The 19,188-nt window shown below is 50.7% G+C and carries 21 protein-coding genes; 5 read left to right on the top strand and 16 right to left on the bottom strand.

The features are described from left to right. Positions 1-19: 19 nt before the first annotated feature. The 4 genes from AACH41_RS01475 to AACH41_RS01460 all read right to left on the bottom strand — a co-directional run bounded on the left by AACH41_RS01475 (position 20) and on the right by AACH41_RS01460 (position 3,333). Entirely contained in the window at positions 20-541 is a 522-nt protein-coding gene (locus AACH41_RS01475) for an adenine phosphoribosyltransferase (protein WP_194749816.1), read from the bottom strand. Positions 542-632: 91 nt separating this feature from the next. Beyond that, the gene (gene aspS, locus AACH41_RS01470; protein ID WP_338656271.1) at positions 633-2,423 is read right to left on the bottom strand and encodes an aspartate--tRNA ligase; all 1,791 of its coding nucleotides are present in this window, start codon (positions 2,421-2,423) and stop codon (positions 633-635) included. Positions 2,424-2,456: 33 nt separating this feature from the next. Continuing rightward, positions 2,457-3,056: a DUF502 domain-containing protein gene (locus tag AACH41_RS01465; protein ID WP_194749814.1), complete on the bottom strand. Its 600-nt coding sequence runs from the start codon at positions 3,054-3,056 to the stop codon at positions 2,457-2,459. 10 nt (positions 3,057-3,066) lie between these two features. After that, positions 3,067-3,333, bottom strand: a complete 267-nt coding sequence (locus AACH41_RS01460; protein WP_338656267.1) for a zinc ribbon domain-containing protein — start codon at positions 3,331-3,333, stop codon at positions 3,067-3,069. Positions 3,334-3,460: 127 nt separating this feature from the next. Between AACH41_RS01460 and AACH41_RS01455 the strand changes: the two genes are divergently transcribed. Next, the gene (locus AACH41_RS01455; protein ID WP_338656265.1) at positions 3,461-3,655 is read left to right on the top strand and encodes a hypothetical protein; all 195 of its coding nucleotides are present in this window, start codon (positions 3,461-3,463) and stop codon (positions 3,653-3,655) included. 27 nt (positions 3,656-3,682) lie between these two features. Here the strand turns inward: AACH41_RS01455 and gcvH are convergent, their stop codons facing one another. Next, on the bottom strand, positions 3,683-4,054 hold the full coding sequence (gene gcvH / locus AACH41_RS01450; RefSeq protein WP_338656263.1) for a glycine cleavage system protein GcvH: 372 nt from the start codon (positions 4,052-4,054) through the stop codon (positions 3,683-3,685). Between the two features lie 214 nt (positions 4,055-4,268). Here gcvH and pbpG point away from each other — a divergent pair, with 214 nt between their 5' ends. Further along, positions 4,269-5,351: a D-alanyl-D-alanine endopeptidase gene (pbpG, locus tag AACH41_RS01445; protein ID WP_194749810.1), complete on the top strand. Its 1,083-nt coding sequence runs from the start codon at positions 4,269-4,271 to the stop codon at positions 5,349-5,351. Positions 5,352-5,408: 57 nt separating this feature from the next. On the opposite strand, the gene AACH41_RS01440 is transcribed toward pbpG, so the two are convergent. The 3 genes from AACH41_RS01440 to AACH41_RS01430 all read right to left on the bottom strand — a co-directional run bounded on the left by AACH41_RS01440 (position 5,409) and on the right by AACH41_RS01430 (position 6,933). Further along, positions 5,409-5,804, bottom strand: coding sequence for a DUF3106 domain-containing protein (locus tag AACH41_RS01440; protein ID WP_338657567.1), 396 nt, complete (start codon positions 5,802-5,804; stop codon positions 5,409-5,411). 178 nt (positions 5,805-5,982) lie between these two features. Continuing rightward, positions 5,983-6,354, bottom strand: a complete 372-nt coding sequence (locus AACH41_RS01435; protein WP_338656262.1) for a DUF3619 family protein — start codon at positions 6,352-6,354, stop codon at positions 5,983-5,985. Between the two features lie 3 nt (positions 6,355-6,357). Further along, positions 6,358-6,933, bottom strand: a complete 576-nt coding sequence (locus tag AACH41_RS01430) for an RNA polymerase sigma factor (RefSeq protein ID WP_275356485.1) — start codon at positions 6,931-6,933, stop codon at positions 6,358-6,360. 318 nt (positions 6,934-7,251) lie between these two features. Here AACH41_RS01430 and AACH41_RS01425 point away from each other — a divergent pair, with 318 nt between their 5' ends. Both AACH41_RS01425 and AACH41_RS01420 read left to right on the top strand, forming a co-directional pair. After that, a complete protein-coding gene (locus AACH41_RS01425; RefSeq protein ID WP_275356484.1) occupies positions 7,252-8,844 on the top strand; it encodes an ATP-binding protein in 1,593 nt (530 codons plus the stop codon). Then, positions 8,845-10,335: a sigma-54 dependent transcriptional regulator gene (locus AACH41_RS01420; RefSeq protein ID WP_338656259.1), complete on the top strand. Its 1,491-nt coding sequence runs from the start codon at positions 8,845-8,847 to the stop codon at positions 10,333-10,335. A gap of 45 nt (positions 10,336-10,380) precedes the next feature. On the opposite strand, the gene AACH41_RS01415 is transcribed toward AACH41_RS01420, so the two are convergent. Next, on the bottom strand, positions 10,381-11,391 hold the full coding sequence (locus AACH41_RS01415; RefSeq protein ID WP_313986309.1) for a sodium:calcium antiporter: 1,011 nt from the start codon (positions 11,389-11,391) through the stop codon (positions 10,381-10,383). Between the two features lie 126 nt (positions 11,392-11,517). Here AACH41_RS01415 and ampD point away from each other — a divergent pair, with 126 nt between their 5' ends. Further along, positions 11,518-12,075 (top strand): 1,6-anhydro-N-acetylmuramyl-L-alanine amidase AmpD, encoded by a 558-nt coding sequence (gene ampD, locus AACH41_RS01410; RefSeq protein WP_338656256.1) that lies wholly within the window; start codon positions 11,518-11,520, stop codon positions 12,073-12,075. Here the strand turns inward: ampD and AACH41_RS01405 are convergent. The 7 genes from AACH41_RS01405 to gmd all read right to left on the bottom strand — a co-directional run bounded on the left by AACH41_RS01405 (position 12,072) and on the right by gmd (position 19,160). Next, complete coding sequence (locus AACH41_RS01405) at positions 12,072-12,989, bottom strand: DMT family transporter (RefSeq protein WP_338656254.1); 918 nt, start codon at positions 12,987-12,989, stop codon at positions 12,072-12,074. The two genes, ampD and AACH41_RS01405, sit on opposite strands and share 4 nt — an antisense overlap. Positions 12,990-13,258: 269 nt before the next feature. Beyond that, on the bottom strand, positions 13,259-13,795 hold the full coding sequence (locus tag AACH41_RS01400) for a GNAT family N-acetyltransferase (protein WP_338656253.1): 537 nt from the start codon (positions 13,793-13,795) through the stop codon (positions 13,259-13,261). Between the two features lie 4 nt (positions 13,796-13,799). Then, the gene (locus tag AACH41_RS01395) at positions 13,800-15,026 is read right to left on the bottom strand and encodes a dicarboxylate/amino acid:cation symporter (protein ID WP_338656251.1); all 1,227 of its coding nucleotides are present in this window, start codon (positions 15,024-15,026) and stop codon (positions 13,800-13,802) included. A 214-nt stretch (positions 15,027-15,240) separates the two neighbouring features. Beyond that, positions 15,241-16,350 carry a glycosyltransferase family 4 protein gene (locus tag AACH41_RS01390; RefSeq protein WP_338656249.1) on the bottom strand — a complete coding sequence of 370 codons (1,110 nt, stop codon included), beginning with the start codon at positions 16,348-16,350 and terminating at the stop codon, positions 15,241-15,243. An 18-nt stretch (positions 16,351-16,368) separates the two neighbouring features. Then, positions 16,369-17,130: a glycosyltransferase family 2 protein gene (locus AACH41_RS01385; protein ID WP_338656247.1), complete on the bottom strand. Its 762-nt coding sequence runs from the start codon at positions 17,128-17,130 to the stop codon at positions 16,369-16,371. A 4-nt stretch (positions 17,131-17,134) separates the two neighbouring features. Next, on the bottom strand, positions 17,135-18,070 hold the full coding sequence (locus AACH41_RS01380) for a GDP-L-fucose synthase (protein WP_313986296.1): 936 nt from the start codon (positions 18,068-18,070) through the stop codon (positions 17,135-17,137). 4 nt (positions 18,071-18,074) lie between these two features. Next, positions 18,075-19,160, bottom strand: a complete 1,086-nt coding sequence (gene gmd / locus AACH41_RS01375; protein ID WP_338656244.1) for a GDP-mannose 4,6-dehydratase — start codon at positions 19,158-19,160, stop codon at positions 18,075-18,077. Between the last annotated feature and the right edge of the window lie 28 nt (positions 19,161-19,188).

Genomic DNA, 19,188 nt, shown 5'->3' with positions numbered 1-19,188 from the left:
GGCCACTATAGTACAAAACTTAATCGCCCTCAAATTGATACAAGGCAAAGCCTTGGACGCCAGCATTGGCTAAATGTTGCATCCCGCCCAAATCGGGCAGATCAATGATAAAAGCAGCCTGCGTTACCAGCCCGCCCAGCTGCCGAATCAACGCGACCGCGGCCAGTGCGGTGCCACCGGTAGCGATCAGATCATCCACCAGCAAAATGCGCTCATTTGCCTGAATCGCATCGGCATGAAGCTCCAGTGTATCGGTGCCATATTCGAGACTGTAAGACTGCTTGATGGTCTGCGCTGGCAATTTGCCCGGTTTGCGCACAGGCACAAAGCCTGCTCCCAGGCGTGCAGCCAATGCTGCGCCAATAATAAAGCCCCGCGCCTCCACGGCGACCACCTTATCTACCGGCATCTGGGAACAATGTGCTGCCAGCGCATCCAGCACCGCTGCAAACCCCTGCTTATCCTGCAACAAAGGCGTGATATCCCGAAACTGAATGCCGGGTTTTGGGTAATCGGGAATCGTGCGTATCAGTGACAACATACTCTAAACATCCAATAAAAAACGCGCCCGTCTGGGCGCGTTGATCACAAAACAGAGACCTGCAACAATCTCGTGGCAAGTCGCCCGCATGTTAGCTGCCAGCAGCGTTTTGCTGACGTACGCGAATATGCAATTCACGCAATTGCTTCTCGTCCACCTCGTTAGGCGCATTGGTCATCAGACATTGTGCGCGCTGGGTTTTCGGGAAGGCAATCACATCACGGATTGATTCGGCGCCAGCCATCAGGGTAACCAAACGATCCAGACCAAATGCCAAGCCGCCATGCGGTGGCGCACCGTATTGCAGTGCATCCAGCAAGAAGCCAAATTTCTCTTGCGCTTCTTCCTTGCTGATCTTCAATGCATCAAACACCTTGGACTGCACCTCTTGCTTGTGGATACGCACGGAACCACCACCCACTTCCCAACCGTTGAGCACCATGTCATACGCTTTAGACAAGCAAGCGCCTGGATTGCTGACCAACAGGTCTTCATGACCATCTTTCGGTGCAGTAAACGGGTGATGCAAGGCGACCCAACGGTCTGCATCTTCGTCGTGCTCAAACATCGGGAAATCCACCACCCACAATGGCGCCCACTGACGACCATCGACATGGCCTTTTTCATGGCCAACCTTGGTGCGTAGTGCGCCCAGGGCTTCATTGACGATCTTGGCTTTATCGGCGCCAAAGAATACGATGTCCCCGTTTTGCGCACCCGTGCGCTCAAGCACGGCTTGCAAGGCATTCACGTGAATGTTCTTCACAATCGGGCTTTGCAGACCTTCTTCGTTCAGTTTGGTAATGTCGTTGATCTTGATATAAGCCAGACCTTTGGCGCCATAAATTTTGACGAATTCGGTATAGGCATCAATCTCAGAGCGGCTGATGGCCGCACCGTTAGGCACGCGAATCCCAGCCACGCGGCCACCGGCCATATTGGCAGCACCGGCAAACACTTTAAAATCCACATCCTTCATCACATCGGTGAGCTCAGTGATTTCCAGTGTCACGCGCATATCAGGCTTGTCAGAACCGTATTTGTTCATCGCCTCAGAGAAGGGCATGCGCGGGAATTTGGCGGGCAGGTCGATATCCTGCACCTTTTTCATCATGCGACGAATCATCTCTTCGACGATGTCCATGATGTCGTTTTCTTCCAGGAAAGAAGTTTCAATATCCACCTGGGTAAATTCTGGCTGACGGTCTGCGCGCAGGTCTTCGTCACGGAAACATTTGGTGATCTGGAAGTAACGGTCAAAACCGGACACCATCAGCAATTGTTTGAACAATTGTGGTGACTGTGGCAGTGCAAAAAACATGCCGTGGTGTACGCGTGAAGGCACCAGGTAATCACGTGCGCCTTCTGGCGTCGAACGGGTCAGCATTGGCGTTTCTACTTCGATAAAGCCATTTTCATCGAGGTAGTCACGCAGGTTTTTCGCCACTTTGTAACGCAACATGAGGTTTTTCTGCATGGCCGGGCGGCGCAGATCGATATAGCGATGCTCCAGACGAACGGTCTCGGTCAGATTGTCGTCATCCAGCATGAACGGCGGTGTCAGTGAAGCATTCAGTACTTCGATCTCTGTCGCCAGCATCTCCACTTCGCCGGTTGGCAGGTTGGGATTCACGGTGCCTTCAGGACGGGCACGCACTTTACAGACCACACGCAACACAAATTCATTACGTACGGTTTCTGCGATGGCAAATGCGTCTTTGGTATCCGGGTCAATCACGATTTGCGCCAGACCTTCGCGGTCCCGCAAATCAATAAAAATCACCCCCCCGTGGTCGCGACGACGGTGAGCCCAGCCACACAGGGTCACGGTTTGTCCAATATGTTCGCGGTTCAAGTGACCGCAGTAATGTGTACGCATCATAATAATTTTATAAAGTTTAAAGTGGTGTTGCGGTTAATGTTGTTTAGGCAAGGGCGCCACTGTACCCATGCTGATGATGTATTTCAAGGCCTGATCTACGCTCATATCCAGCTCGATCACATCTGCCTTGGGCAGCATCAAAAAGAATCCTGAGGTCGGATTCGGCGTGGTCGGCACATACACACTGACATATTCTCCCTGCAAGTGCTTGCTCACATCGCCACCCGGCGTGCCGGTTAAAAAAGCGATGGTCCAGACGCCCTGCCGTGGGTACTGAATCAACAACGCCTGGCGGAATGCGTTACCGGAGTCAGAAAACAAAGTGTCTGATACTTGCTTGACGCTGGAATAAATAGACTTGACCACAGGCACGCGGACCAGCAAGCCTTCCCATAACACAATCAGTTGCTGGCCAAAAATGTTGGTCGCTACCAGACCGGTCGCCAAAATAATGCCCACGGTCAGAATCACGCCAAAGCCTGGAATATCTACGCCCAGCCAGGCTTCTGGCCGCCAGGCGACGGGCAACAACAGCAGACTCTGGTCCAGCGTTTGCACTAAAGTTTTTAGCACCCACACCGTAATGAACAGTGGAACCAGTACCAACAACCCTGTAATAAAGTATTTTTTCATGCTTGTCTTTTTAGTGGCAGGCGCAACCCGGTGAGCACTTGGCAGAGTCTCCGGCACTGGCAGATTCAGATGAAGAGCTGCTCTTGGCTGACTGGTTATTTTTGAAATCGGTGGCATACCAGCCACTGCCGGTCAGCTGAAAATTGGGCGCCGACACTTGCTTGCTAAAGGTTTGCTGCTGGCATTGCGGACAAGCCTCCACTGCAGGCGCAGAGACCTTACGCATCAACTCTTGCTGGTAACCACAGACGGTACATTGAAAATCGTAGATAGGCATTTTGAACGTCAACCGGAAAGATAACTTGCTTAAAAACTAAACAAAGACAAATTATACCCGATTCGCGTTACAAATCATAAAAAGCAGCGCGATGTATTTGAATTAAAAAGACTTTAAGGAACCCGCCATGCAATCACTGTCACTTAAAATACCCCTTAGCCTGATCGCACTATTTTTTCTGAGCTTAGCCAGCCGCGATTTGAACATCCATCACACAATCTTATCGCTAGATCAAAAAGCCGACACAGTGATAGTGGCCGCCCTCACGCCAGCCGAATTGGCAGCCACCAAGCGCCCGCTCAGGATCAAACAGGCGGACTAAGCAGCCCCCCAGCCAAACAATCAAACACTACAGTTGAGACTCATAAGCTGATTGATCAAGCAACGCTTCTGCACCACTGGCAGTCGCTGCCAGCTTGAACAACCACGTGTCATAAGGATGATCATTAATGCGCTCAGGTGAAGACAATGCCTGTTCATTGATGGCGTCCACGACCCCGGTCAAGGGCGCATAGAGATCAGAACCGGTCTTGACTGACTCAATCAGGCCGCACACAGCCCCTTGCTCAACAGACTGCCCCACTTTGGGCGGGTCGACAAACACCACATCCCCCAGCATATTTTGGGCGTAGTCAGTAACCCCAACCAGCCATAATCCATCTTCGCCTTGCGCTGCCCAGGTGTGGTCTTTGGAAAAGAAGTATTTCAAGCCTGCTGACATAGAATTTAAAAATCAAAAGTTTAGTAGATAATTATTGTGCCATAGTCTGCACAACGCGCCAAAACTTATTCAGACAGGCAAGCAAATTGCTTAACTTTTCACACGAAAAAATTGCGATAAGTGATTGACGCTGAATAATTACTGGGCAATAATGAGGCGGGTTTCAGGAAGGTTGATTATGAGTTTTTACAAGCACTGTTTTAAAGTTTTACTAATGTGTTCAATTGCTTTTGCACCTGCGGGTCAAGCCATTGCCAAATCATCCTCCAAGAAACAAACCGTTTCTGCGAGCAAAAGTAAAAAATACAGCGCGCGCGTTTCTTCACAGTACCGCGTTAACCCTGAAAAAACCAAAGGGATGCGCCCGGTGAAATTACACTCGCATGCCAGAAAAGCGGCGCGACCGACAGTCGATGCCGAGATGTTTGATTCGTTCCAAGGCAAATCGCTCAACAATGGCAATTTGTCCATCGCCTCCACCAAGGCGCTGGTCATGAACCAGAACACGCACGAGATCATTTACTCCAAAAACCTCGATACGCCGACGCCGATTGCCTCCGTCACCAAACTCATGACTGCCATGGTCGTGCTGGATGCAAAACTTAACCTGAATGAAGAAGTATCCATTACTGAAATGGACGTTGACTACCTGAAAGGCACTTCTTCACGCCTGCCAGTCGGCACCACCATGACACGTGCCGACCTGTTGAACCTGGCTTTGATTGCCTCCGAAAACCGTGCGGCTTCTGCGCTGGCAACCCACTATCCAGGTGGTAAGGCCCGTTTTATCCAGGAAATGAACGCCAAAGCAGCCAGCCTGGGCATGATGAATACGCATTTTGAAGACTCCACCGGCCTGACCAGCAACAATGTCTCAACCGCCATGGACTTGGCCAAAATGGTTCACGCCGCGTATCAGTACCCATTAATACGCCAGATTACGACCACGTCTGACTACGACTTATATGTGAATAGCAGACGCCAGCCGATACACTTTCACAATACCAATGCCTTGGTGCGTGACAGCTCCAACAGCAGCTGGGAAATTGGCCTCTCCAAAACAGGGTATATCAGTGAAGCAGGCCGCTGCCTGGTCATGCAGGCAACCATTGCGGGTGAACCGCTCATCATGGTGTTGCTGGACTCCGTTGGTAAATTGACCCGAATTGGCGACGCCAAACGCATCAAAAAATGGATGGAACACAACTACAGCACCCTGACCTCCCAGAGTGCTGGCTCCGGCATTGTGCTGACCGGCCTGTCGATGAGCAAGTCTTTGAATGAAGAAGCCAACTAATCCTGAACTCTCATAAAAAAGGCCCGCATCCAGCGGGCCTTTTTTATGAGAGAAAGTTTAATGCTCTGCGCCATCAAACTCAGGATCATAGCCTTCACTGATCGCCGATTTTTGCTTGTGCTGCTGCCACTGTTTGCGCAAAGCTTCTTTTTTCTCGGGACTCAAGCTTTGAAACTGCTGGTAACGTTTGCGTGCATTCTCGCGCTCGTAGGGCGTCATGCGGCTCCATTTCACCAGTTGATGCTGGATGCGCTGCTGCTTCTGCGCATCCATTTTTGGATACTCCTTGGCAATATCGAGCATTTTTTCACGCTGCCAGGGCCGCAAGCTATCCCACTCACTGGCCAAAGGCGCCAACACGGCTTTCTGCTGTTCCGTCAACTGTGCCCAAGTCACATTGGCCGCAGGATCGGCCGGGGCCAGGTCATTCTTGATCGCCCCGATATCGGCCATCGCCATCACGTTCGAGGCAGCGGCCTCGCCCGGGAACGCTTCTGCAGCCACAAAACTCGGCAACGAAGTGCCGAAACAGAATATCCACCCTATCCACAAAGAATGATTTCGTATCATTTCTCATTATTCCATGAAAGCATTTTGTATCGCCCGGCGCACAACCCTACCCAAAGCGCCATCAAATATCTTTTGAATACTGCCAGGCAGCAAACCCGTTATCGACAAATGCCTCGACAGGCATATCATCGCTGAGCAACAGCGCATCATCATTCTGGCTGTTAGAGATAAACATCAAGCCCACCGCAAAAAAGATAGAGAACGCGGCCATCCCGGCGACACGGGGATGCCCCCATGAAGCCCATGACAACACATCCGACCAACCGGAACGGGCCTGATGCGCAGCTGCATGTTGCGCCAAAGCAGCCTGACGGGCCTTCGCCAACCGGTCTTGCACTGCGGCAGACAGCGGCCGATCATCCTGCTTGAGTGCCTGCACCCCTTCGCGCAGAGGGGTGGGCAAGTCATCATCCACGTGACGTTGTATCCTCATGCCTTACTCCTTGTTTGGCAGTTTCCGGCGACCAATGCCGGCCTGCTCCATTAACGTTGATAACGCACTGACTGCTCTGGAGCAGTGCGTTTTAACACTTCCTTCTGAACATCCCATCACCGACGCTGTTTCAGCAACGTCTAATTCCTCCCAATAACGCAGGACGAAGGCTTCCCGTTGACGTGCCGGTAATTTTGCCAGGGCTTTTTCAATCAGGCGCATCACTTGTGACCGCTCGAGTTGCTCGGCAGGATCCCCTTCCTGGGTTTCCACCTCTATCGTTTCAAGTGGGTCATAGTCTTCATCCTCTTGCGAGCCGAGTGACGAAAACAGGCTGGTCCACAAGTTACGCACTTTCTGCCGCCGCCAGTAGTCGCGCATGGTATTTTGCAAAATGCGCTGAAACAGCAAAGGATATTCTTCAATCGGCTTGCTGGCGTATTTTTCAGCCAGCTTCATCATGGCATCCTGCACAATATCCAGTGCGGCATGATCGTCACGCACCGCATACGCCGTTTGCCTGAAGGCCCGTTTTTCAACCTGGCGTAAAAAATCCGATAGTTCTTGCGCACTCGCCACTACAAATTCCCATTCCCGCGATCGTCAGTTTCTCATGCTGACAAAGGTGCCATTTTTGCGACATTGTTGTGAGTGTTTATCCGTCTAAAACAAATATGCACGGTTTTATCTCCCTCTGGCAGGGAGTATATCAGTTTTAAATTTAATTACTGTTAGAATAAGCCTGCGAATTGCCACGTGATAACGGCCACAAGCTCAATAGCAAAAGCACACTATTTATGCTCACAATTAAAAAATAATGTTTATGCCTTGTCCAGTAAATTGCCAAGTAGTGCACGCCGCCGCTCGGCAACCCTCCGTTCTTTCTGAGTGCACCTTATGATGATCAGCACCATTGAAAGAACCCCTGATATCCAGCACTTGCGCCTGTATACGCTCTTCAGGCTGGGGGCCTCGGGCATGCTGTTTGGCAGCCAGCTATGGCCATTTTTTCGCAATGCCCCGGCAGAACCCTCACTCACTTTTTGGGCATTGCTGTTATTCTTTTTGTACGCGATTGCCGTCAGTGTCAGCTTTGAGTCCCTGCAATGCAAGCAAGGGCTAGCCGTCAAGATCCAGACCAGCCTCGACATTGTTTTTATCGTGCTCATGCTGCATTTTTTACCTGGCAACCAGAGTGCGATTGGGTTGCTGCTCATCATCAATATCATCTTTGCCGGGCTGATCAGCGATGGCCGCTTTGCCATGTTTTATGCCGCCATTGCCACCATAGGCATTCTGCTCGAGAACACTTTTCAGCTGTTAAACCGCAACGTGCCCATGAACGATTACAGCAATGCAGTGCTATTGTCATTGAGTTGCTTTGCCACGGCCTGGCTGGCACAAACGCTGACTGCACGCATGCAAAGCAGTGAAAAGCTGGCCAGCCAGCGTGGGCGTGATATTGAACATTTAGCCAAAACTAACGCCCTGATCACGCAAGAAATGCCTAACGGGGTGCTGGTGATAGACCAGCACCAACAGCTCAAACACTACAACCTGCAAGCCTGCAAGCTGCTGGGGTTGGAAGAATCACAAATGCTGGCAGCGCTGGAACTCTCCACCCCGGTGGAGCAACTGATTCCGGCAATCATGCAATTATTGCGTACGACGCCCTCGGCCAAACTGGCCTCGCCAGATGCCACCAAACTCAGTATCAACAATCGCGACCTCGGTATCCGCTTTCACGCCATCTCAGAAAATGCAGACAATGGTGTGGTGATTTTTATTGAGGACTGGTCACAAATACAAACCCAGGCCCACCAGGTAAAACTGGCAGCACTGGGCAGGCTGACAGCGAATATCGCGCACGAGATCCGCAATCCGCTGAGTGCGATTAGCCATGCGACACAACTCATGCAAGAAGACTCGCAGCAGCCTGGCACGCAGCGCATGCTGCAAATTATTTCTGACAACGTGCAGCGGCTGGACCAGATTATCAAGGATGTGCTGGAGTTGAATCGGCGCGACCGCACCAATCAGGAAAAATTAAATATCAACAGCTTTGTGCTGGAGTTTTATCAGCAGTTTTGTGCGGTAGAAAAGATTGCCCTGAGTGATTTCACACTCAGTTTGCCTGCAGCAGAGACCGGCATTATTTTTGATCGTCGGCACATCAACCAGATTTTATGGAATCTGTGTAAAAATGGATGGCGGCACAGTCAGCAACAGGTACAAAGCCTGCAACTGAACGTCGTGAGCGATAAAAGCGGACAGTTTATTCACCTGCTGGTCAAAGACGATGGCCAAGGCGTGGACCCGAAAATTCAACCCCACTTGTTCGAACCGTTCATGACCACGGAGAAAACCGGGACCGGGCTGGGCTTGTTTATCGCAAGAGAGCTGGCTGAGGCCAATGGCGCAAAATTAAGTTATACCACGGGAGCCGGTGGCACCCAATTTTCACTGACAGTTAAAAAGGCAATTGTTTAAATGGCAAACACTTATCGTTGTCTGGTAGTTGATGACGAAACCGATATTCGCGAACTGGTCGTCCTGACACTGGAACGTATGGGCATACAGGCCGAGAGCGCCAGTACCGTCACAGATGCAAAACATATGCTGCAGTCTTTCAGCTATGACTTGTGCCTAACCGATATGCGCCTGCCGGATGGCTTGGGCCTGGAACTGGTACAGCACATCAATGCACAATTTCCGGGGCTGCCCGTCGCGGTAATTACGGCTTATGGCAGTGCAGAAAATGCGGTTTCTGCGCTCAAGGCCGGGGCCTACGACTACATCACCAAACCGATTTCACTCAAACAGTTGCGGCCATTGGTCGAGTCTGCGCTCAAGCTTTCCTCGCAAAAAGAATCTCAAGGAGCCAACACCGTCGATTTGATTGGGGCGTCTCCGGCCATGGGCTATGTCAGGACCATGATTGCCAAGCTGGCACGTAGCCAGGCCCCTGTTTACATCAGCGGGGAGTCTGGCAGTGGTAAGGAGCTGGCCGCACGCCTCATCCACCAGAACAGCGCCCGCAAGGACCAGTCTTTTGTCGCAGTTAACTGTGGCGCCATCCCCGAGAACCTGATGGAAAGCGAATTCTTTGGCTATAAAAAAGGGGCTTTTACCGGCGCCGTTCAGGATACGCAAGGCCTGTTTCAAGCCGCCAGTGGGGGCACCTTGTTTCTGGATGAAGTAGCCGACTTGCCACTGGCCATGCAAGTCAAACTGCTGCGCGCGATTCAGGAGAAAAAAGTCCGCGTGGTGGGGAGCACCATTGAAGAGGCCGTAGATGTACGCATCATTTCTGCCACGCACAAAAACCTTAATGCCATGATGGAAAAAGGCGAATTCCGGCAGGATTTGTATTACCGGCTCAATGTGATTCAGCTCAAAATGCCGGCCTTGCGTGAGCGCCCCGAAGACATTCCGGAGCTGACAGAACGTTTGCTGACCAAGTTGTGCCAGACACAAGGCATAGACATCCCGGTGATTGCCGATGATGCCAAAGTGTTTATTCAGCAACTGCCCTTTCATGGCAATGTCCGTGAACTCGAAAACATGCTGGAACGCGCACTGGCGCTATGCGATGGCCAGACCATTACGGTAGAGGACTTGTCGCTGGAGGACATGCCTGCGCAACTGAGTGATCGCCCGGTGTTGCCCTGGAAGGCCCCTGTATTGGAGCGCGCCAACGAACCCGTGGCGAAAGCGGCTGAGGTGGTCCCGCCAGCCAGCGCCGCACCCGCGACGGCCCCCGGGACCATGTTACCGATGGATGTGAGCTTGTCTGATTATCTGGAAGACATTGAAAAGCGCACGATTCTGCAAGCCCTGGAGAAAACCAACAACAATAAAACTGCGGCGGCCAAATTACTGGGCATCAGTTTCCGCACTTTGCGCTACCGTTTATCCAAGCTAGGATTATCGAAAGAGCAAGACGCGGACCTGGAGGACGCAGACGGCGACGAAGAGTAAAACAAAAAGGCGACCAGAAGGTCGCCTTTTTTCATCCAGTCAGGGTTAGCTTAATACAATCGCCAGATAGGCCAGGTAGAACAGGCCGTTGACAAGCAGGTGCCATACCAGCAAACCACCTTTGGCAATGCGGTAACGCACCCAGATGGCCGCCAGCAAGGTGATCAGGATGCCCAGCGCGACCTCTTGTCGCGGAGACCAGTCAGTCAACATAATGCCGATTGCCGGCAACAAAGTGCCTTGAAACACCATGGCACCGGTAATATTGCCAAACGCCAGCGTGTCTTTGCCTTTGCGTATCCACAAAATGCTGTTTACTTTTTCGGGCAGCTCGGTGGCAATCGGGATAATCAGCAAAGACAGCAACAAGGCTGACACACCCAAAATGGCAGCCGCGGTTTCCACCTCGTTAATAAAGCCTTTGGCACCGACGATAAGCAAGCCCAAGCCAAGCAACAATTGCAGCAGAATGGTGACCATGTTGGTGGGCAAGCCCAGCCGGGATAACATCATGACATCCTCGGCCTCGGTCGCGTGCCCCTCCTCCACCAGGCCTTTAGACGCCTTGATGGTCATCAACACATACACAAAGTAGATCAGAATCATGAGGATACTGATACCGTAGCGCACCATGGGGACGGTGTGCGGAATAAACATGGCCACCGTGGCAAAGATAAACGCCAGAATAAAGAAATTCAGATCACGGATCAGGCCGGTACGCTCGGGACGGATATGACCGTGTGCGCCACGACGCTTTAAGACTGAAAAAGCCATCAAACTGATAGATAAGGTTGCCAGCATCAAGGGCGCGCCCAAAATGGCACCCACCCCGATGTCATTGCCGGCATGGCTATCGCCCGTGGAGGACGTATACGAAAAAATCGCCAGCAATGGCACCAGCGTCTCTGGCAACGCAGTCCCCACCGCCGCAAAAATTGAGCCTGTCACGCCTTCAGAAATCCCCAGGCGCTCCCCCAAATGTTCCAGCGCGTTGGTAAACACCTCTGCTGCCACTAAAATCAACACCAGCATCAGCAATAATTGTAAAAAAACCATACCTGTCCCTGTCTGGCGGTCATCAATCCTGCATGCGTCCACCGCCCGATCCGCATGTGCATGCCAAAGGTGTGCACGCGGGCGAAATCATAACGCAATTCGGTCAAATTCACCTACAATGTTTATATGTCGCGCTACTTGTCACCCATGATAGAAATTGATCATGCTGGCTTTGCCAGTCATGCGCGCATCATCACCTCGCCCAATCAGGACGACAGGCCGGAGCATGCGGCCATCGACATGATCGTGATCCACAATATCAGCTTGCCACCGCAACAATATGGCGGCGAGGGCATTACACAGTTATTCACCAACCGGCTGAATGCGGATGAACACCCTTACTACGCAGAAATTGCGCAGCTCAAAGTGTCTTCACATTTTCTGATCCGCCGAACCGGTGAGCTATTGCAGTATGTGAGTTGCGCGCAGCGGGCCTGGCATGCCGGCGCTTCACAATGGCAAGGCCGCGAACGATGCAACGACTTTTCAGTTGGCATTGAACTGGAAGGCTGTGATATTGAGGCGTTTGAAGATGCGCAATATGTCACCTTGCAAGCCTTGGTAACGGCGCTACAGCAACGCTATCCCATCCAGCATATTGTCGGCCACGCAGACATTGCACCGGGGCGAAAAACCGACCCCGGCCCGTTTTTTGACTGGCAGCGCCTCTCTACGAATGCTTAAGCCTTCGTAGCCTTATCTAGGCTCACTGCCATCACCCCGGCCAACACCAGCAGGGTACCCAGCCCCTGTACCCATGAAAGATGCTCGCCCAGGAACAGGTAAGCAAGCAAAATGGTAGAGACCGGACCAATCGCACTGATCAGCGAGACTTTGCGGCTCCCCAATTGCTGGATGCCGAGATTCATCAACATCGAAGGTAGAACAGTCGCCACCAGCGCCATCAACAAAGCCAACCAGTAAACGGCCTGCGGGAATGAGACCACCTTTTCGTACGAACCATTGCAGGCAAAATGTGTAGCGCTAGCGAGCGCGGCCAGCCCCATGGTCAACGCAGTAAAGCGGCTGGCACCCAACCTGGGAATCAGTTGCCCGCTCACCAGTAAATAACCGGCATAGACAATCGCACTAAGTAACACCAGCCCAGCGCCATACAAGGTGTCTGTAGAATCGAATCCCGCCAGCGCCACATCATGCCAGACCACCAGCACGACACCTGCATAGCTGGTCACCATGGCAAACCACTCACGCCGGGTAATCTGGTGTTTAAGAAAAATCGCACTCATCACAACGACCAAGGTTGGGTATAGGAATAAAATGACTCGTTCCAGCCCGGCAGAGACATAACGCAAGCCTTCAAAATTAAGCCACATCGACCCATACCCGCCAGCCATCGCTAACAATGCCAGCTTCCACCAGTCGTGGCGCGCCATACGCACAGGCGTGCCTTGGCGCATAGCCCACCAGCCAAGTGCAGCGAAGAAAGGAATAGCAAACGCCATCCGCAAGGAGATCAAGGTCGCTGCATCTACATGATAGGCATAGGCCAGCTTGACCATAATCGCTTTTGACGAAAAGGCCACGGAGGATAACAGTACCAACATGGCACCGTAATAGGGGTGTGTCGCGTCTTTCATATGTGCCCTAAATAAAAGGGCTCGCCGGGAGTGAGGAACAACAGATCAACCGCGGAGAGCCCGCGGTTGCATGAGATTTACGACAAGCAGCAACCGCGGCACGCTGTGGCGACCAGCCACAATGCCTTTCGGTGCATTGCCAACACAATAGTTGAGAAAAATTGCTTGTTCATAAGGTTGGGCAATTTACGTGGATTGGCAAAAATGGTCAAGCGTCTTGTAATACACGGATGATCGTTGCCTGATGTTGGATGATTGTCGCGATAGCCTCAACTCAACCCAAGCGGCTTTTGCAAGGTGATCAGCTGCATGTTTTCAACCTTGGCCTGCCACATCTCTGGCTGGTAGGGAAAAGGCCTGACCTCCCCGGTCGGCTGATAACCCAGCCGCTGATAAAACGCGATTAACGCCTGCCGCAGACTGACAACCGCCATTTGGCTGGCCCGCACCTGCCAATGCTCCACCGCCCATTGCTCAGCCGCCAGAATCACTGTTTTGCCATACCCGCGGTTCTGCGCAGTCGGCTCTACGGCAATCATGCCCAGATGCACGGTCTGCTGTGCAGCATGCCATTCAGCACACAGCGTCACCCTCAATTGTGACGCCACCCAACCGGTGAGTATCTGAATATCATCCCGAGCGAGCAAACTCAGCACCTCCTTTGGTGTGGTACGCTTGCCATCGAGCAAATCAGCCTCCGTGGTCCATCCTGCCCGGCTGCTCTCGCCGCGATACGCACGATTCACCAGTGCCGCGATGATATCGGCCTCCTGCGCTTGCGCAGGCTTAATCACTAACTCAGGCATGCCCCTATTTCGCTAATTGTTCAATGCGATGTTGTACCACCAAACTGCCTATCATATCGCCCTCGACATTGACGGCAGTACGGACGGTATCGAGCAAGCGGTCTATAGGCAACAAAATGGCAATGGCTTCAGCCGGCAATCCCACGCTTTGTAACACCATCACCATGGTCACCATGCCCGCACTGGGAATCCCCGGGGCCCCCATGGCCGCGATCATGGTGGTTAAACACACCACCAACTGCTGCCCCAGCGACAAATCAATCCCGGCCAGTTGTGCCACAAACAAGGCCGCTGCCGCCTCATACAGGGCCGTGCCATCCATATTCATGGTTGCCCCTAGCGGCACCACAAACCCGGCAATCTCAGGCTTCACATGCATGTTTTGCGTCGCACAACGCATCGTCACCGGCATGGTCGCATTGCTAGAACTGGTGGCAAAGGCCGTCACCAATGCCTCCCTGGCTTGCCGCAAAAACCACACGGGATGTTTGCCTGTAAACAGAAACAACAAGACCGGTAAAACAATCACGCCATGAAACAAGGTCGTCCCGGTCACCACCAGCATAAACTTGGTCAAAGAGGCAAACAGGCTCACATCCTGCGTTGCGACCAGCTTGAATAACAGTGCAGCAATCCCCCATGGTGCCAGCCGCATGATCCAACCAATCATCTGCATGCTTAGACCCATGCCCTCTTCAAACAACGCCAGCCATTGCGGATAGCGCTCGGACGCCATCACCAGCGCAATGCCCAAACACATGGCATAAGCAACAATCGCCAGAATATTACCCTCGGCCAGCGCCTTGAAGGGATTCATGAATATGCCGTGCAAAAACTGTGTGAAAAACTCGGGCAGGCTCATCTGCCTGGATTCAAACTGCTGCATGGCATGCGAAAACATTTCCAGATGCAGCCCTGCCCCCGGTTTAAAAAGATGACTTGCAGTCAACCCAATTACCACCGCGATGATGGTCGTGGTAGCAAAAAACAGCAAGGTTGTTTTCCACACCACATCAATCTGACGATGCTGGCGCAGATTGGCGATGCCAGTCACAATCGCGCAAAACACCAATGGGATCATCACCATTTTCAACAAATCAATGAACAAAGTACCCACTAAGTTCGCCGCATATAACACACCCTCTGGCGCTTTTCCCTGCGCAAATAACCCCAGCGTTACAGCCACTACAACAGCCAGTAGAATTTGTCCGTTCAGTCCAAGCTTACTCATGTGCGTACCCTAAAATTGTCGGCTGAGGTTGCAATAAACAAAGAGGCAGCCAAAGCTGCCTCATCAATGGCATTAAGCAAACTCGTTACAGTGAATACCTAAAAATGAACTTGTCTCGTATATTGCAAAGATGGATGGCCGCAGTGACAGCGAGGAGCCTAACTCAATCTACCGCCATAACGTTACACTTCAGTAAGCGCCGATGTTTTGATCTCTACTTTACCAAACTTCGATATAAATCAACGTAAGATTTAACCATTTGGTCCGCTGTAAAATGCTCCCAATATCTTTCTTCAGCCCGCCTTCCCATTTCAGCCGCCTGATCAGGATGCTCCCATAAATACTGCATCGCTTGACGTAAAGCCGCAGGATCACTTGGGGGCACAACCAAACCCGTTTCATTTGCAATATTAATAAAAGTGGTGCCGGTGCCGATCTCACTAGAGATCATCGGTTTGCCATACATGGCCCCCTCCAGCAATGAAATGCCAAACGCTTCCGACCTTAAGTGAGAAGGAAAAAGAACGCCATAACACAAAGTTAGCAGTGCAACTTTATCTTCGTCCGGCAATTGCCCCAAAAAGTGTATATTGCGCAGCCCCAGTTTGATCGCCTGCTGCTTTAGCTCGCCCTCAATGGGGCCTGCACCGACAATGACAATCGGATAATCTAGCCCTTTTGCGGCCTCTAACAAAATGTGCAGGCCTTTGTAATAACGGATAACACCTACAAACAAAAAGAATTTTTGGCCAACCCTGCCCTGCCAGTAGTTCAGCCTTTCGGCTGATGGCACTGGATAAGTTGCCTTATCTAATCCAATCGGAATAACACTGACTTTATTCTTGTACTTTGTGAGTACATCACTGGTCGCCAAATAATTAGGGGATGTTGCGACAATACTGTTGACCGCGCCAAGAAACTTCCTCTTCAAAGGCCGATAAAACTTGAGGAGATGCTTCTGGCGAATAATATCCGAATGATAGGTTAATACTGTCGGCTTTTTCACCATGGTCGCAAAGTGAACAACATCCATGAACGGCCAAGGAAAATGGTAATGAATCACGTCAGCCTTTTTGGCTAGTTGCGCAAAACGCAAAAACGCTGACACTGAAAATCCTGTCGATGCAATTTGCAAGTCTAACTTTGCACGATGCGCCCAATAACCATCCATCTCAATCACACGAGGCACTCGCTTTGGCGTCAGAGACAACACATCAGTCTGCACACCCCACCTATTTGCACCTCTTGCGATCTGATTGATCACTTGCTCAACCCCTCCCATGGTATCTGGGAAAGATGTTTTATAAAAATGCAGTACTCTCATACCCTTAACCTGTAACAGTTATCTCGCGATTGATTTAAACCATACAGCATAAGGCTGAGCCAACCACCACTTTAATGGCACACTTCCATGATATTTGCGCACAACTGATATCGCCTCCTGATAATGGCGACGTCGCAACGTTTTGGTCTTGGTAGCCTCATGCTCTCGATTCACTGCTACGTAGTGATCTACAAATGCCAGTGCCCCCACATGTTTAAAAAGGCGCCACCATAAATCATAATCCATGACCATGTGTAACTTATTATCTACCCCACCAACCGCATCCCATGCTGAACGGCGGATAAGTGTTGCAGGTTGCGAAATAATACAGCGTAAAGCCAGTCGATCTTCATCAAATGGCTCTACCCATACAGGCTTACGCTTACCTGTGTGCTCTATCACGTTCCACGCCCGTCCATACACTGCAGGAGCATCAGGATTTGCCTGCAAAGCACAGATCAAAGTCGATAACGCATTCGATAAAAACCAATCATCACTGTTTAACCAACAGACAAATGGAGCCTTACCCAAGCTGATGCCTTCATTAATAGCAGCTGCTTGACCATCATCTTTGGCGCTACGCCAACCAGCTAGACGGTCTGACCACTTATGGATAACATCGATGGAGTTGTCTGACGATCCCCCATCCATCACAAACACTTCAACAGGGACATTCTGCTCAAAAATTGAAGTCAATGCATCATTCAGAAAGCGCCCTTGATTAAAAGACGGTACAACGACTGTCACCAGAGGATTAACTTCTGAACGCGCTGAGGACATAGAACTATTCGAAAGATTTGGTCAGAAAATTGGCATATGACATTGCAATCCCTGCACGCAATGAAGTTTGTGCACGCCATCCAAGTTCAGCGAGTTTATTAACATTCAATAACTTACGTGGCGTACCATCGGGTTTACTGGCATCAAACACAATTTCCCCTTGAAACCCGACGACATCCATTACTGTCTCGGCTAACTCACGAATCGTCACATCCTGCCCTGTACCAACATTAAACAACCCCTCCTTGATATCATCGCGCTCCATTAAGAACACGCATGCATCTGCCATATCATCCACATACAAAAACTCGCGCATGGGCTTACCAGACCCCCAAACCACATAACTGGCATCATTGCGTAATTTAGCTTCATGCGCTTTACGGATCAATGCAGGTAATACATGGCTATTGTTGAGGTCGTAGTTGTCATTCGGGCCATACAAATTTGTGGGCATCACCGAGACATATTGTGTGTTGTACTGGCGATTATAACTTTCACATAACTTGATCCCTGCAATTTTTGCGATTGCATAAGGCTCGTTCGTCTGCTCCAAAGGGCCGGTCAGCAAGTACTCTTCTTTAATGGGCTGCGGACAGTCACGTGGATAGATACAACTAGATCCGAGGAAAAGCAATCTTTGCACACCAGACTGCCAAGCAGCATGCACAATATTTGCTTCCATCATTAAGTTCTGATAGATGAACTCTGCACGGTAGGTATTGTTGGCATGTATACCACCAACCTTTGCCGCGGCTAAAAATACATAGTCTGGTCGCTCCTGTTGAAAGAACTCTACAACCTTAGGCTGGTATGTTAAGTCCAGTTCCGCATGTGAGCGCGTAATCACATTTGTATAGCCTGCTGATTGAAGGCGTCGAACGATGGCAGAGCCCACCATCCCGCGGTGACCTGCTACGAAAATCTTCGCATTCTTATCCATAGCATTACTCATGGTAGTCTGGAGTACTGAAACCATGTCGTCGTACCAACTCGTCACGCTCGGCTGACTTCATGTCTTCCCTCATCATTTCACTCACCAATGCTTCAAAGCTGATTTTTGGTGTCCACCCTAACTTTTGTTTGGCTTTACTTGCATCCCCAAGCAATGTCTCCACCTCTGTTGGGCGGAAATAACGAGGGTCAATCGCGACGATGCATTTACCCGTGGAATCAAAGCCTTTCTCATCAACACCCTGACCCGACCAACGAATCGAAATGCCAATCTCCTTTGCAGCAGCATTCACAAACTCTCTTACGCTATACTGAACACCTGTTGCAATCACAAAATCCTCAGCAACCTCCTGCTGGAGCATCAACCACTGCATCTCTACATAATCCTTTGCATGCCCCCAGTCACGCTTTGCATCCAGATTGCCCAAAAACAAACAATCTTGCAGGCCCAACTTGATACGCGCAAGCGCACGTGTGATCTTGCGCGTCACAAACGTCTCACCACGTACGGGACTTTCATGGTTAAAAAGAATGCCGTTACACGCGTAAATACCATAAGCCTCACGATAGTTTACTGTGATCCAATATGCATATAATTTTGCCACTGCATAAGGCGACCGAGGATAAAACGGCGTTGTCTCCTTTTGCGGAATCTCCTGCACCAAACCGTAAAGTTCTGAGGTCGACGCCTGATAAAAGCGTGTTTTTTTCTCAAGTTTGAGAATACGGATTGCCTCTAAAATACGCAAAGCACCTAATGCATCTGAGTTGGCCGTATATTCTGGCTCTTCAAACGAAACAGCCACATGCGACTGCGCCGCGAGGTTATAAATCTCATCAGGTTGCACTTGTTGAATAATACGGATCAAACTTGACGAATCCGTCATATCGCCATAATGAAGTACAAATCGACGATCTGTATCATGCGGATCTTGATAAAGATGATCAATACGATCTGTATTGAACAACGAAGCACGGCGCTTTATGCCGTGTACCTCATACCCTTTTTCTAACAATAGCTCTGCGAGATACGAGCCATCCTGCCCTGTTACACCAGTAATTAGTGCTTTTTTTATCATTTTCAACTTTCAATTTCTTTATTTAAAT

The sequence above is a fragment of the Methylophilus sp. DW102 genome (genome assembly GCF_037076555.1).
Lineage (GTDB): Bacteria > Pseudomonadota > Gammaproteobacteria > Burkholderiales > Methylophilaceae > Methylophilus > Methylophilus glucosoxydans.
This window is presented reverse-complemented; position numbering and strand designations above follow the sequence as displayed.